Below are 14,150 nucleotides of genomic sequence, written 5' to 3'. Positions count from 1 at the left end.
TTTCAAATTTGACTTCTACACTTTATTCAGCGGCGCTTCTGTTGGCGTTGTAAAGTTGCTGATTTTTTCTTGTGTTGTTGATTGAGTTTCTGAAAATTCATGTAAAACTTGGGTTTTGCGACGATCAATCAACAGGCTCAGTAATTCAGGGCGACTATAATGCCCAACGGAATCCATCATGCGTTTACGTTTATCAATCAGGCTAAAGTCTAGATCGGCAATCACATAGCCTTCACCTTCAGTTAAAGGCGCAGCTAAAAATTTCCCTTCTGGAGAAACAATGGAAGTAAAGCAGCCCCCTGAAATTGGACCTATTTCACAGCCAGTATCTTGCATGATCTGTTGCTGCTGTTCCGGGGTCAGCCATGCGGTGGCATTAACAACAAAGCAGCCTGATTCCAGCGCATGATGCTGAATGGTTGCCGAGATCTGGTCAGCAAAAACCTGTCCAACCAATGATCCAGGAAACATAGCCGCATGGATCTGTTCGCCATCAGCCATAAGCGCAAAACGTGCCAATGGGTTGTAATGCTCCCAGCAAGCCAATGAACCAATGCGTCCAACAGCCGAATCAATGGCACATAAACCACTACCATCACCCTGCCCCCAAACCATACGTTCATGATAGGTCGGTGTAATTTTGCGACGATGCTGAATGATGCTGCCATCCATATCAAAAAGCAGTTGTGCGTTGTAAATCGTTCCGCCCACACGCTCATTTACGCCAATCGAAACCACCATTTGCGCTGCACGGCATGCAGCACCAATTAGGTCAGTCGCTTCTGAAGGTACAATTACAGATTCACTTAATAACTTGAGATGTTCTTTACCCATCGCAAACGGCGGCTGAACAAAGGAAAAATAAGGGTAATAAGGGACCACGGTCTCGGGAAATACTGCAAACTCCACACCTTGCTGTCCAAGCTCAGCAATCAGCTCACAGACCTTTTGCACTGTTCCTGCCTGACTATAAAGAACTGGACTGCACTGGACTGCTGCGGCCTTTACAATTCGACTCATGGCTTTACTCTCCTATTTTTCTTAATCTTTGAATTACACTGTCCAAGTATCGATAATTAGTGCATTGTCACGACGCATGAGCAGTTTAAGATCCATCACATCCAATGGATTAATGGCACGGATTCCTGGAATCAGGGCTTTTTCGGTTTGACCATACAGCGCCTGTAAAGCAAAACGGCAAGCATAAACTTCGCCACCTTCTTCCATGAATGCTTTGATCTGGTTGTTGACTGCCAGATGTCCTGGAAATGCTTCAGCGCCTAAAGTCGGGAAACCACGTTGTACCCCTAATTGCACACCTGGACCGTATAGCAGGATTTTGGTTTCAAATCCTTTACGTAATAAGCGTTTAGCCTGTAATACATTAACCAAACCAATCGAACCTTCAAAAGCCACTGTATGGAATGTTACTAATGCTTTTTCGCCAGGCTGTGCTTTTACATCCTCAAATACCTTTTCTTCATAGTCGACCAGGAAGTCGCCATCTTTATATTGTTCGATATCTACCTTAGGCATAATGCACTCCGTTTTCAGATGAATTAAATGAACCGAATTGGTTATCCTAGATATTGCGAAAGTCATGCCAATACTGGAGATTGAAAAAAATACAGATATTAAATAGCTGTTTTTATTTAATTATTTTTATTTTAAACACTGAAATTTAAATCGAATTTTTCTTTCCAATTATGAAAAATCGTATTACTATGAAATTTCATATCTATAACTACGAATTTTCATATTATGGCAGCAGACTTTATTTCGGGTTGGGGAAATTCTGAAGAGTCTTTACGTCCTTTAGCCTTTGAGCATACAGCTCAAGCCCTTATTGTCATTGACCCAAGAGAAAACCGCTTTATTGATTTCAATATTGCTGCTGCCCGTTTACTACGTTATGAACGCCATGACTTGCTAAACAAATCTGTGACTTCAATTTTTGGGCACTTTACCCAACTACCGCATCTCATCGCTTTTACCGAGGAAATTCTTAATAAGGGTCAAGCATGGAATAATGAGATTTATGCTTTCGACCATCATGGCGAGAAAATCCAGCTGGATGTACATGCAATTCACTTGCCTTACCAGCAACATGATTACTTGATCTGGTCCCTGGTTGATGTCAAAGATCTGGAACTACGCCAATTTAATAAAAACGCGGACAAAACCATTCGTGCCGGACTATTAGAATGGCAAGCTTTACAAGAACTGTTTATTGATTCAGATAGCGGCAAACATTTACTGCTCAGCTCTGTGGGTGACGGAATTTATAGTATTAACCAGCAAGGACTATGTACTTTTATCAATCCGGTCGGTGCCAAGATGCTGGGACTGAAGCCCGAAGATGTTATCGGCAAGAATATCCATCAGATTCACCACCATACTCATGAAGATGGCCGTCATTATCCAGTAGAACAATGCCCCATTTATGCTGCGGTACATGATGGTGTTGTACACGAAGGTATTCAGGAAATTTTTTGGCGGGTAGATGGTAGTTATTTCCCGGTTGAATTCACCAGTACACCTATTATCCGTGATAGTGAGATTATTGGTGCAGTCGTGGTATTCCGTGATATTTCCGAGCGACTGAATACTGAAGCTAAATTGACTCAAGCATTAAGTGAATTACAAAGCCTGAAAAGTCGTTTAGAGCAGCAAAATGAATATTTGCAGGAAGAAATCCTGCAAGAAAACCAGTATCACGAAATTGTCGGAAATAGCAGTTCAATCCGGGAAATTATTGAAAAAATCAAAGTCGTTGCTCAAACAGATGCGAACGTGATGATTTATGGAGAGTCCGGTACAGGTAAGGAATTGATCGCCCGTGCTATCCATCAATCCAGTCATCGTAGCCAACAGCCATTAATCCGGGTCAATTGTGCTGCCATTCCGCCCGAGTTATTTGAAAGTGAATTTTTTGGTCATGTCAAAGGTGCCTTTACCGGTGCCATACGTGATCGTGCTGGACGTTTTGAACTGGCAGATCAAGGCACATTGTTTTTAGATGAAATTGGTGAACTTCCATTAGAGCTACAAAGCAAGTTACTTCGTGTATTACAGGAAGGCACTTTTGAACGGGTTGGTGAGGAACGGACGCGCAAAGTAAATGTGCGGATTATTGCGGCAACTAACCGTGATCTCAAGGTAGAAGTCCGACAGAAGCGTTTCCGTGAAGATCTCTATTTCCGTCTAAATGTATTTCCAATCTTCTCGCCTGCTCTACGTGAACGTAAAGAAGACATTCCACTTCTGGTTAGTCATTTTACTAAGCTGATCTGTGAGCAGCGTAAAGTACCTTATCTCTCTTTTAGCCAGAAACATATTCAGGAACTGCAGCGCTATAATTGGCCAGGTAATATCCGTGAATTACAGAATGTATTGGAACGTGCCATGATTACAGCTCGTCATGGTGCTGTGTCATTTCAGTATTTATTGGAACAAGATGGTCAGCCTGTTTCTCAAACAAAAGAAAGCAATGTACTCGTGGAGAATGGTAATTCAGATATTCTTACTATTGATGAGCTTAAACAAATAGAAATTAAAAACCTGCAACGGGCTGTCCAGCATTGTGAAGGAAAAATTTTTGGTGAAGATGGTGCGGCCAAATTACTTGGAATTAATCCAACGACCTTAATTTCAAAATTGAAAAAATTAGGGATTCGCTATTAATTTTTCCCGGACCTCTACTTTGACATGATAGAGGTCTGGGGATGTTTACTTTTTTTCATTTCTTAAAATATTAACTTTACTAAGTTTATAAACCAGAAAAATTTAAAAAAATAAACAGCACAACTCATTGCGAACTTCCCTCTTGCTTCCTGTCTCCAAACTGCCATCAAAACGTCATGGATTTGTCATTTATTCATGTTGAGATAAGCCCATAAATTTAAAAAAGATGTAATGAGGACAACATGGCAGGATTATCGATTTGGCACGTACTTATTTTTGCAATCGTCGTAATTTTACTTTTTGGCACGTCTAAACTCAAAAATCTGGGCAAAGATGTTGGCGGTGCAATCAAGGACTTTAAAAAATCTGTACGTGAAGAAGAGGCTGAAGCGGCAAAAATTCAACAGCCCCGCACTATTGATGCTGAAGTTAAAGTCAGCGAGAGTTCAATCAAAAGTTAAGGTATCGTCATGCTCAATATTGGAATGACTGAGCTGCTAGCCTTTGGGGTAATTGCACTTCTAGTGCTCGGACCAGATAAGCTACCTGAGGCAGTTCGTTTTATAGGTAAATGGTCTACCAAGATAAAAAGAACCGTCAGCAATATACAAAATGATCTTGACCGTGAATTGCGTCTGTCTGAGCTACGTGAGCAAATGCAAACCGAGCTGAAACGTATTCAGGAACTGGAAGCCAAAATGCAGGCACAAATGGCTGATCTCAATGCACCAATTGAGCCGGTCACAAAAATTTCAGAACAGCCGGTACTGAAAACTCAGTCAAGTTATGAACTGGTCAATCAACCGCTTTCCCCGGTTCATTTAACTCAGGCTAAGCAGGTCGCTAAGCAAGAAAAAAAATATCCTGACATGAAGGTGGCCGTATGAATATTTTACCGTCGACTCAAGCCAGCAGCGATCCCCAGAAAGTTCATCTAGAAGAAATGCCGATTACCCGACACTTAGTGATTCTGCGCAAGCATCTTTTCAAGATTGTAGGAATATTGATCGGGCTGTTTTTCTGTCTGCTACCATTTGCCACGCATACCTATCAGCTTTTATCCGAGCCCTTACGTGCCCAGTTACCAGCAAGTTCTACCATGATTGCCACCGATGTAACTGCGACATTTATGGCGCCGTTTAAGTTGAACTTTTTTGTTGCCCTGCTGATCGCCATGCCTTTTATCTTGTATCAACTTTGGGCCTTCGTTAAGCCGGCACTATATGAAAAAGAAAAAAGTCTGGCTTTGCCGCTCCTGATTGGCAGCATTGTCCTGTTTTATGCGGGTATCGCTTTTGCCTATCTGGTGGCTTTACCGTCTATCCTGCATTTTTTTATCAGTGTATCGCCTGAAACCGTCGCGCCCATGACTGACATTAATAGTTATCTGGCCTTCTGTTTAAAACTTTTTCTGGTGTTTGGATTTACCTTTGAAATTCCGATTATTACCCTGTTATTGATTCTGATCGGTGTGGTAAGCACACAGACCTTGGTAGAAAAAAGACGCTTTATTGTGGTGGGGTGTTTTTTTGTGGCCATGTTTGTAACGCCCCCTGATGCCCTGTCCATGATCATGCTGGCTATACCCATGTGGCTGCTGTTTGAGCTAGGTTTAATGGCCGGAAAATTTCTGGAAAAGCGGCATCTAAAAAATAGCTAATTAAGAAAAATGCCTCCTTACTGGGGGCTTTTTTACATTAATTTATTTATATAAATTAATATCTTATTTAATTATTTTGAAATAAAAGCTTCACCTTTTAGTCATATTTAACTGCTAGTTTATTTCTGACTTTAAAACAACCAAACCTTAGTTGTGGGAATAAAACAATGACAGATTACCTACCTTATGATGAAAATCAGGAACTGGACAATAACACTTCAGATAATCATCATTTTCGGGATATTCTAGAACAATCTATGTCACGTCGTGACTTGATTGCAAAGACTGCAAGTGGGGCTGCAGCATTGGCACTGGCTTCTAGCCTGACTGCGTGTAGCGATGACAATGAAAATGGCAATATTGGGGACGGTGAGAGCAATCCGAATCCGCCAACAGACAACAATGCTCGTCCAGAAAAATTAAGTTTTAGCCCAGTGAAAAAAAACCTAGATGACTGGGTTACGGTTCCTGAAGGCTATAAAGCCACTGTCCTATATGCAATGGGAGATTCAATTCATCCTATCTACTCTGACTGGGACGATAACAATATTCCGAACGGACCAAGCTTTCAGTTCCGTTCTGGTGACTGCCACGATGGTATGAGCTATTTTGGTTTAAGCACTAAGACTGGCCGTTATGACGAGAATGCATCTGAGCATGGCCTGCTGGTGATGAACCATGAATATATCAATCAAACTTTTTTACATCCTCAAGGACCAACAAAAGTTGATGGTCGTCGTCCAGAAGATGAAGTCATCCGTGAAGTGAATGCACACGGTGTATCAATTGTGCATATTAAGAAAAACACCGAAACTCAAGCGGTAGAAATCGTTAAATCATCACCATTTAACCGCCGTATTACGGCTTCAACAGTGATGGATTTTTCTGGGCCGGTAACAAACTCTCCATTAGTCCGCACTGCTTTCTCTCCTAACGGTCGTCAGACTCGTGGTACACACAATAACTGTGGTAATGGTTATACACCATGGGGCACTTATTTAACTGCCGAGGAAAACTTTATTGGTTATTTCCAGCGTTCAGGTACAGACCAATATTCAGATCGTAGCGAAGCTGAGAAAACTGCACTTAAGCGTTATGGCTTAGGCTTAGATATTTCATATCAAACTGAAAAAAATGCCGATGGTACAGTTAAACGTGATGAGAAAAATAGTATTGTTTATGTTCTAGATGCACAAAGACAAAAAGTTCCGGAACGCGATGATCAAGACCGTATTGTTTATTTAGATAAATCTTCACGTTATGCATGGGAAACAGCTCAGGCTGGAGTTGAATCACAAGATATGTACGACCGCTGGTCAGCTAACGTAACCAAAGCCTCTGCAAGTCAAGACTATCGTAATGCACCAAATACCTTTGGCTGGATTGTTGAAATTGACCCATTTGATAACAGTGCAAATCCGGTAAAACGTACTGCACTGGGCCGTTTTGCTCACGAAGACTGTCGTGCTAGCCGTGCGATTGAAGGTGAACAGTTTGCCTTCTACATGGGCGATGACTCACGGGGTGAATACATTTACAAATTTGTCTCTGATGCAAAATGGGATCCAAAAGATATCAATACCGGCTACCGTGCTGGTGACAAATATATGAATAACGGTAAGTTCTATGTTGCCAAGTTCAATGCAGATGGAACTGGTCAATGGATTGAACTTGCTCACGGTAAAAATGGTTTAACTGCAGAAAATGCGGTATATCCTTTTAGCTCTGATGCGGATGTTTTAACTTTTGCACGTTTGGCAGGCGATGCCGTTGGTGCGACGAAGATGGACCGTCCTGAATGGGTAGCCGTTAACCCGGAGAATGGTGAAGTCTACGTTACCCTGACTAATAACAGTAACCGTGGCAATAGCTCGGCGCAACCTGTTGATGCTGCCAACCCACGTAATTACTCAGATCCTGAAGGCGGTAAGGGTAATGTGAATGGCCATATTATTCGCTTTAAGGAAGAAAACACTGCATCAGAAAGCTTTGAATGGGATATCTACCTGTTCGGTGCTGAAGCATCGATGGATGCCAATATCAACCTGTCGGGCTTAAATGATAATAATGATCTGTCTTCACCAGATGGTATGTGGTTTGATCCTCGTGGCGTACTCTGGATTCAGACTGACGACGGCGCTTATACAGATACCACTAACTGTATGATGCTGGCTGCCCTGCCTGGACAAGTAGGTGATGGTGGTCCAGCAACAACCTCTAATGGTCAAGCGACGATTGCGGGTGCCAAAGTAACCGATGAAAATTTACGTCGCTTCTTGACTGGTCCAAAAGAGTGTGAAATCACAGGGGTAACCATGACACCAGACTATAAGGCCATTTTCATCAATGTACAGCATCCAGGTGAAGATTCTAAAACCTTTGATGCTCCAACCAGTAACTGGCCTGCAAGTCAATCAGATCGTTCGAACAAGACCGCACGTCCACGTTCAGCAACTGTTGTGATTACGCGCAATGATGGCGGTGTTATAGCCGGTTAATAGCTCACTTCAATTAAAATGCTGGCTCAATGCCGGCATTTTAATTTTTGAATGTTTTTTTAATTTTAAGAGTTAACTGGTCAATAAAAAGAATATTTTTGTTTAGAGTTAAATTGATATAAATATTAAAGTATGAAGTGGACTTCGGATCAATATATAAGTGAAATCCAATACAACTAATCATAGCTTCAGCTATCTTCTACTTGGAAGACTTGTAATTTGCAGCTTTATTTTTGAGTATTTTTCTAAAAAAAAGCAGGTATCCAAGGAGGGATTGATACCTGCCACTCTAAGGGAACTATATTAATATCCTGCTTCTTTAGTCTGTGAATCACAGTTAGAAACTAGCAACTTTTTCTGCACATTCACAAATCGTTGGTAACTCTCTATTAATCGATGCTGATATTAAGTCTGGTAAAATCTGGTTAACAGCTATCGAAATTTTTTCAGGATAGCCGACCTGATACGACTGACAATCTCGATGTAAAAACTGATACAGTTCTTCAGCAACAAATTCGGGACTGTCAATATTTTTTCCCAGTCTGATATTCATTTCTATTGCATTTGAATGATGAATATTGGTTTCGGTAACCCGTAATGAAAAGTATCTGAATCTGATTGAACTTTTGCTGTATTCACGGGCTAGTGCTTCGGTTGCACCACGCAAGGCAAATTGGCTGGCACAATAACTCGCATATCCAGGATAGCCAATACTGCCAAAGGTTGAACCTATATTAATGACCTGGCCAGGCGGACTGATAGATATCAATGGCAAGATCTTTTGTATCAGCTGCATTGGATAAACTGCATTAATCAGCATCATTTGTTCCATGATTTCTTGTGGCTGCTGTGTAAATAGCTTGAAATCACTGATACTGATGTTGTTAATGTAGTAGTGAATGGGTTTATTCAGCGTAGCAAGAGCTTTTACCAGCTCTTCCCTGCTTTGCTGATCGGCAAAGTTGCAATGAATTAAATCCAGTTGTAGCTGTGGATAACATTGGGCTATATTGTCATGTACTCTTTGCAGAATCTGTTGATTCTGCCCAACAAGAACCAGATTGACCCCGTTTTGGCCCAGAACCTTTGCAATAGCCTGACCAATACCAGAAGTAGCATCCATAATTGTTGCAGTTAAATTAGGCATAAATACTTTCTCTTGTTCTTAACAGAATGATTCAAGATCGAATCTGCCGCAGGTCATGTGGATCACATCACGAAAAATAACTTAGTACTTAAGATAAACGCCCAAACTTAAAAAATTCTTAATTCTGCACATAAATTTAAATATTATTTTTATTAAAAAAACACATAGAGACCATTTTTTTAAGAGAGTTTTAAGCCTGTAATCTTAAGTTAGAGTTTCCTTTTATTGACTCATGACAGCTATGTCTTCCTACCGTTCACCCTATAAAGGCACCTCGGGAATACAGCGTATTCTGAATGCGACCCGTTATTCCTTGGCCGGCTTTAAAACAGCTTTTCAAAATGAAGCGGCCTTCAGGCAAATCCTGCTCATCAACCTGATTTTGATTCCTCTGAGCTTTGTCATGCCGGTGAGCCGGGTTGAGCAAGCACTGATGGTGGCCGTGTGCCTGCTGGCGCTAATCGTTGAATTGCTTAACTCGGCGATTGAGGCGGTGGTAGACCGTATATCCATGGAGCAACATGAACTGTCTAAAAATGCCAAGGATATGGGCAGCGCTGCCCAGTTTGTAGCACTCAGTTTAATTACCGTGACCTGGGGTCTTATTTTAGCGGGTTACTTGATTTGATCCCTCGCCTGCTACAGCAAGAAAAATGGAAGATTTAAAATGATATCCGAGCATTCCCGGTTTTTACTGACACAAATATTGCTGCTGATTTTCAGTTTTCTGATGCTCTGGAATTTTTTTGATGTAGGTGGAGCAATTGATTTACAGCTGATTTATCCGTTCATTGACGATCAGGGACAATTTCCCCTGCGGCAACACTGGGCACTGGCCCTGCTCAATCACCGCTATGTCAAAAATCTGCTGATTCTGGTGTACATAACATTGTTAGCCGGCTGGCTAGTCTCACTGAAATGGCAGAACTGGCATCAACGGCGCTGGGAATTTGGCTATTTCTTTAGCATGGTGGTGCTGACCACGGCCTCGATCGGCATTTTAAAATCCCAGTCGGCGCATGCCTGCCCCTGGGATATGATCATTCCCACCCATGAGGGTATTTTGTGGGATTTGAGTGCTACTGCCGGACACTGTTTTCCCGGAGGACATGCATCCAGCGGTTTTGCCTTGATGGCTGGCTATTTTGTCTATCGGATTGCTAACCGCAAGCGGGCTTATTTTTTCCTGATCGCGGCACTGATTTTAGGCTTCGCCATGGGCTGGGCACAAATGATGCGTGGTGCGCATTTCCTGAGTCATAACCTGTGGACCGGTTGGATGATCTGGTGCATGAATGTCATTGGCTATGCGCTGTTTAGCCAAAAACTATCATTGGGAAAAGCCGCTGCTCCTATACTCACTAACATCAGACAGCCTTAACTGCAAAAACTGAAGCCTATCCACTCAGGCTTCGACTACAGGAAATTTAACTTGTACACACAGGCCGCCCAGACTGCTACTTTGCGAAAATTCCAGCGTGCCACCCAGGCGCTCGGTGGCTTTATCGACAATCGACAAACCTAAACCACTGCCAATTTCGGCATAGTTATGAATCCGGTAGAAACGCTGCCGGATCTGGGCGAATTGAGCAGGATCAATCCCGGCTCCACTATCTTCAATCTGTAAAATCGCCTGCTGGCCTTGCTGAAAAATCGATACATTAATCACGCCGCCTTTCGGAGTGTATTTAATCGCGTTATCAATTAAATTATAAATAATCGAGTGCAAGGTCGAAGCTTGTCCTTGAATTCGCAATTCCTGTTGCTGTTCTACGCCCAGATCAATCTCTTTCTGTAAGGCCAGCTGAATCAGCTGCTCAATGCAGGCCACGGTCATCTGATTGAGCGAAAGCATTTGTGCCGACTCGGTTAAGCTGTCGGAGGCATCCTGTTTGGCCAGACTCAATAACTGGTTGACCAGATGCTGCATGCGCAAAACGCCCTGACTCAGATTATGGAGCGAGTCGCTCTGCGGAAACTGCTGCAATAAAATTTGCAGCTGCAAGTTGAGTGCGGTCAGTGGCGTGCGTAATTCATGGGCAGAATCCGCGACAAATTGACGTTGTTCCTGTTGAGCCAGGGAAATTCGACCAAACAGATGATTCATTTCCTGAATGGTCGGTTCCAGCTCCATAGGATAATCTTTCATTTCAATTGGTTTTAATTCTTGTGCCTTACGGCTGGCCAGTTCCGTTTTAAAATCATGCAAAGGCTGAAAATTTTTCCGGATCATCCAGCCTAAACCGAACACGGCAAAAGGCAAGAAAAGTACATAAGGCAGAAACATATTGCCAGCCAGTTCCAGCGCAAGCTCCTGCCGGACATTTTGCTGCTGACTCACCTGAATCTGCAACTGGTCACTTGGAATGATATAGGTGAGCCAGGTTCCATACGGCGTTTGATGCTTGTAAAAACCTGCTTTCTTGACCGGTGCAACCAGCACATCCTGTGGATGCAAGGGAGTAGCTGTATTTGCATAGGACCAAATATCTACAAACAGATCTTCTTCACTGTACTGTTTTTCCAGATCGATTTGGCTTTGTAGCGGTCGCGGATGATTTTCCGCAATGCGCTCGGCCAGACTTTGCATCTGTTTATCCAGCACTTCATTTATTTCTTCGAGGGCAATCCGGTAGGCAGCGAAAATCAGGATACAGCCCAGTACCAGACTAAATAACGAAATGTAGATAATCAGGCGTTTTTGCAAAGAATAACGTTTCTGCATAAGGCTCTATCCTAAGCGATATCCTAGACCACGTATGGTACGGATGAAGTCTTTGCCTAATTTCGCCCGCAGATGATGCACATACACTTCAACGGTATTACTGCTGACATCACTATCGAAGTCATAAAGCTTGTCTTCTAGATCATTTTTAGAAAAAATTTTGCTGGGATGAGTGAGTAATGCGGTGAGAATCGACCATTCCCGATTAGACAACTCGATCGGCTGACTGTTAAAGCATGCGATATGCTGCTCCAGATCCAATTCCAGACCACTGTGTGATAACTTTTTATGGCTCTCTGCCCCGGTATTTGGGGGACTACTGCGTCGGATCAAAGCATGAATACGGGCCAGCAGTTCATCAAACTCATAGGGTTTAATCAAGTAATCATCTGCCCCCTGATTCAGTCCATCGACTCGGTTCTGTAACTGATCCCGGGCAGAGATAATCAGCACCGGTAAATTGGGAAACTTCTGCCGGATATGTTTAAGCACCTGCATACCATCCATCATCGGCAGGCCCAGATCCAGCAGGACAATATTATAAGCCTGCTGTTGTAACTGCTTTAAACCATCCAGACCATTGTTGACCCAATGCACATCAAATTGATGCAGCTTGAGCAAGGTTTCAGTCGACTCGGCAATCATAAAGTCGTCTTCGATAATCAGTATTTTATGCATTTCAAGCTCTGTTCTTTAATGATGATGAGCATTGTGCAAGCATATCATTTTTAACTTCAGCCACTTGCGTTTTTACATCCAGCAGACTTAATAAGCTGGGGAAAAGATGATCCTGACTGCGCGCCTGTTTGGTCTGTGCTTTGAGACAGCTCACCTGCTGGGCATTCTGCTGCGTCCAGAGCTCTGAGAACCACATCAGCATCGGAACATGGGTTTGCTGGGTCGGCGCCATACTATAAGGTGCGCCATGCAGATATAAACCATGCTCTCCGGTGGATTCTCCGTGATCAGACAGGTACCAGAAACCGGTCTGATATTGGCTTTGCTGTTTTAGGGTCTCAATAACCTGAGCAAGTACATGATCAGTATAGACAATCGAATTATCATAACTGTTCTTTAGCTCTTCAGCGCTACAGCCCTGAATGGCATTGCTGTTACAAGTGGGCTGGAATGGCTGATACGGCGCTTTGGAACGCTTGAAATATGCGGGGCCATGACTGCCCATCTGATGTAACACGATTAACTGCGGTTTCAAATTATTTTTGTCCAGATGTGCCAGATAATCTTTCAGGCTATCCACCAGAATTTCATCAAAACATTCCCCAGCAGCATCACACCACTTCTGTTTCAGTGGTGCAGGAATCTGGTATTGCTGCACCCGGTCACAGGCGCCTTTACAGCCAGAATTATTGTCGATCCAGGTCACCTGATAACCGGCACGCTGAGCGATATCCAGTAAACCTTCACGGTGGCTGGCTAACTGTTCGTCATAATTCTGACGGGACATGCCTGAAAACATACACGGAACTGAAACGGCAGTTGCTGTACCACAGGAACTGACCTGACTAAAATTAATCACCGCTAACTTGCCCAGTTCAGGATTGGTATTACGCGCATAACCATTTAACGCAAAACTCTCGGCACGTGCAGTCTCCCCGACCACCAACACCATCAATTTGGGTTGCTTCTGCATTTGAGCCTGCTGTAGCAGATGGGCATCTTCACCATAAGTGATTAAAGGCAAATTGGCTTTAGGTGCTTTCTTTTTATAATAAGATACGGTGGACGCAATGCTGTTTTGTGGGGAAATCATGCCCTTTAGATCGCGGTGCTCGCGGAAGATGGCTGCATAATCGACATAAAAACAGAATAACAGTCCTAGAATTAATCCGGCTGAAAGCAGACTGCTCAGGCTTTTATGCCACAATTGACGCCCGAAAGATGCAGGCTGAATTTTTAGCGTCCAGACGATACACAGCGGAAAAACCACAAAGACCAGCGTCCAGATCACCAGTCGTATTGACCAGAGATCACGGACTTCTCGGGCATCGGTCTGCAGCATATTCTGGATCTGGTCCGGTGTAATTACCACACCCAGACTATTGACAAAATAAGCACTAAAACCGCCCAGAATGATCAACACGCTGGCGAGTATTTTGGCATTCCATTTCCAGTTCAGCCATTGCAAGACCAGATTGTACAAGCCGATAATCACCAGGACTGTAGCCGCCAATAATGCGCCTGCCTTGAGATTGGTATAGGGCGTCAGTTGATGGATTTTCTGATAGAAAGCAAAGTTTAAGACCAGCCCCAGCCAAGTGGCAAGTAACAGGTTGAAGCGTGCAAGGCTGATGGGTTTGATCTGGCGTAGACCGGGAAAAGAAAGCAGCTTAAGCATTTTTTTAGTTCAAAGACTTTAAGATGCTTTAGCCTAAAATCTGAAGCTTAAAAATGACTTAAAATACTTTCTTTGCGAAC

General features: G+C 43.0%; 13 protein-coding genes. 7 read left to right on the top strand and 6 right to left on the bottom strand.

Going from position 1 to position 14,150, the window contains the following annotated elements; genetic code table 11:
- Positions 1 to 15: 15 nt before the first annotated feature.
- Positions 16 to 1,020: a Nit6803 family nitrilase gene (locus C3420_RS06130; RefSeq protein ID WP_103800137.1), complete on the bottom strand. Its 1,005-nt coding sequence runs from the start codon at positions 1,018 to 1,020 to the stop codon at positions 16 to 18.
- A gap of 33 nt (positions 1,021 to 1,053) precedes the next feature.
- On the bottom strand, positions 1,054 to 1,536 hold the full coding sequence (locus C3420_RS06125) for an MSMEG_0572/Sll0783 family nitrogen starvation response protein (RefSeq protein ID WP_004679574.1): 483 nt from the start codon (positions 1,534 to 1,536) through the stop codon (positions 1,054 to 1,056).
- Positions 1,537 to 1,761: 225 nt separating this feature from the next.
- Here C3420_RS06125 and C3420_RS06120 point away from each other — a divergent pair, with 225 nt between their 5' ends.
- The 5 genes from C3420_RS06120 to C3420_RS06100 all read left to right on the top strand — a co-directional run bounded on the left by C3420_RS06120 (position 1,762) and on the right by C3420_RS06100 (position 7,842).
- Complete coding sequence (locus C3420_RS06120) at positions 1,762 to 3,684, top strand: sigma 54-interacting transcriptional regulator (protein WP_103800136.1); 1,923 nt, start codon at positions 1,762 to 1,764, stop codon at positions 3,682 to 3,684.
- Between the two features lie 242 nt (positions 3,685 to 3,926).
- The gene (locus tag C3420_RS06115; protein ID WP_004894723.1) at positions 3,927 to 4,145 is read left to right on the top strand and encodes a Sec-independent protein translocase subunit TatA; all 219 of its coding nucleotides are present in this window, start codon (positions 3,927 to 3,929) and stop codon (positions 4,143 to 4,145) included.
- 9 nt (positions 4,146 to 4,154) lie between these two features.
- Positions 4,155 to 4,571, top strand: coding sequence for a Sec-independent protein translocase protein TatB (gene tatB, locus C3420_RS06110; RefSeq protein ID WP_103800135.1), 417 nt, complete (start codon positions 4,155 to 4,157; stop codon positions 4,569 to 4,571).
- On the top strand, positions 4,568 to 5,344 hold the full coding sequence (gene tatC, locus C3420_RS06105; protein ID WP_076753522.1) for a twin-arginine translocase subunit TatC: 777 nt from the start codon (positions 4,568 to 4,570) through the stop codon (positions 5,342 to 5,344). Before tatB ends, tatC begins: the two co-directional genes overlap by 4 nt.
- Positions 5,345 to 5,511: 167 nt before the next feature.
- Entirely contained in the window at positions 5,512 to 7,842 is a 2,331-nt protein-coding gene (locus C3420_RS06100; protein ID WP_103800134.1) for a PhoX family protein, read from the top strand.
- A 337-nt stretch (positions 7,843 to 8,179) separates the two neighbouring features.
- Here C3420_RS06100 and C3420_RS06095 read toward each other — a convergent pair whose 3' ends face one another.
- Positions 8,180 to 8,989 (bottom strand): SDR family NAD(P)-dependent oxidoreductase, encoded by an 810-nt coding sequence (locus C3420_RS06095; protein ID WP_103800133.1) that lies wholly within the window; start codon positions 8,987 to 8,989, stop codon positions 8,180 to 8,182.
- A gap of 241 nt (positions 8,990 to 9,230) precedes the next feature.
- Between C3420_RS06095 and C3420_RS06090 the strand changes: the two genes are divergently transcribed.
- Both C3420_RS06090 and C3420_RS06085 read left to right on the top strand, forming a co-directional pair.
- Complete coding sequence (locus C3420_RS06090) at positions 9,231 to 9,617, top strand: diacylglycerol kinase (RefSeq protein WP_004809311.1); 387 nt, start codon at positions 9,231 to 9,233, stop codon at positions 9,615 to 9,617.
- A gap of 39 nt (positions 9,618 to 9,656) precedes the next feature.
- Positions 9,657 to 10,370, top strand: a complete 714-nt coding sequence (locus C3420_RS06085; RefSeq protein WP_103800132.1) for a phosphatase PAP2 family protein — start codon at positions 9,657 to 9,659, stop codon at positions 10,368 to 10,370.
- A 24-nt stretch (positions 10,371 to 10,394) separates the two neighbouring features.
- Here C3420_RS06085 and C3420_RS06080 read toward each other — a convergent pair whose 3' ends face one another.
- From C3420_RS06080 to C3420_RS06070, 3 genes are read right to left on the bottom strand one after another with little or no spacing between them, the layout of a single operon-like run.
- Positions 10,395 to 11,714, bottom strand: a complete 1,320-nt coding sequence (locus C3420_RS06080) for an ATP-binding protein (protein WP_103800131.1) — start codon at positions 11,712 to 11,714, stop codon at positions 10,395 to 10,397.
- A 6-nt stretch (positions 11,715 to 11,720) separates the two neighbouring features.
- Positions 11,721 to 12,392: a response regulator transcription factor gene (locus tag C3420_RS06075; protein WP_103800130.1), complete on the bottom strand. Its 672-nt coding sequence runs from the start codon at positions 12,390 to 12,392 to the stop codon at positions 11,721 to 11,723.
- Between the two features lies 1 nt (position 12,393).
- On the bottom strand, positions 12,394 to 14,070 hold the full coding sequence (locus C3420_RS06070) for a phosphoethanolamine transferase (protein WP_103800129.1): 1,677 nt from the start codon (positions 14,068 to 14,070) through the stop codon (positions 12,394 to 12,396).
- Between the last annotated feature and the right edge of the window lie 80 nt (positions 14,071 to 14,150).

Source organism: Acinetobacter sp. ACNIH3 (assembly GCF_002918965.1).
Lineage (GTDB): Bacteria > Pseudomonadota > Gammaproteobacteria > Pseudomonadales > Moraxellaceae > Acinetobacter > Acinetobacter schindleri.
This window is presented reverse-complemented; position numbering and strand designations above follow the sequence as displayed.

What these genes read in the sequence shown, in the direction of transcription:
- C3420_RS06130 (WP_103800137.1), bottom strand. Translation starts at nt 1,020, where the DNA reads ATGAGTCGAATTGTAAAGGCCGCAGCAGTCCAGTGCAGTCCAGTTCTT.
- C3420_RS06125 (WP_004679574.1), bottom strand. Translation starts at nt 1,536, where the DNA reads ATGCCTAAGGTAGATATCGAACAATATAAAGATGGCGACTTCCTGGTC.
- C3420_RS06120 (WP_103800136.1), top strand. Translation starts at nt 1,762, where the DNA reads ATGGCAGCAGACTTTATTTCGGGTTGGGGAAATTCTGAAGAGTCTTTA.
- C3420_RS06115 (WP_004894723.1), top strand. Translation starts at nt 3,927, where the DNA reads ATGGCAGGATTATCGATTTGGCACGTACTTATTTTTGCAATCGTCGTA.
- tatB (WP_103800135.1), top strand. Translation starts at nt 4,155, where the DNA reads ATGCTCAATATTGGAATGACTGAGCTGCTAGCCTTTGGGGTAATTGCA.
- tatC (WP_076753522.1), top strand. Translation starts at nt 4,568, where the DNA reads ATGAATATTTTACCGTCGACTCAAGCCAGCAGCGATCCCCAGAAAGTT.
- C3420_RS06100 (WP_103800134.1), top strand. Translation starts at nt 5,512, where the DNA reads ATGACAGATTACCTACCTTATGATGAAAATCAGGAACTGGACAATAAC.
- C3420_RS06095 (WP_103800133.1), bottom strand. Translation starts at nt 8,989, where the DNA reads ATGCCTAATTTAACTGCAACAATTATGGATGCTACTTCTGGTATTGGT.
- C3420_RS06090 (WP_004809311.1), top strand. Translation starts at nt 9,231, where the DNA reads ATGTCTTCCTACCGTTCACCCTATAAAGGCACCTCGGGAATACAGCGT.
- C3420_RS06085 (WP_103800132.1), top strand. Translation starts at nt 9,657, where the DNA reads ATGATATCCGAGCATTCCCGGTTTTTACTGACACAAATATTGCTGCTG.
- C3420_RS06080 (WP_103800131.1), bottom strand. Translation starts at nt 11,714, where the DNA reads ATGCAGAAACGTTATTCTTTGCAAAAACGCCTGATTATCTACATTTCG.
- C3420_RS06075 (WP_103800130.1), bottom strand. Translation starts at nt 12,392, where the DNA reads ATGCATAAAATACTGATTATCGAAGACGACTTTATGATTGCCGAGTCG.
- C3420_RS06070 (WP_103800129.1), bottom strand. Translation starts at nt 14,070, where the DNA reads ATGCTTAAGCTGCTTTCTTTTCCCGGTCTACGCCAGATCAAACCCATC.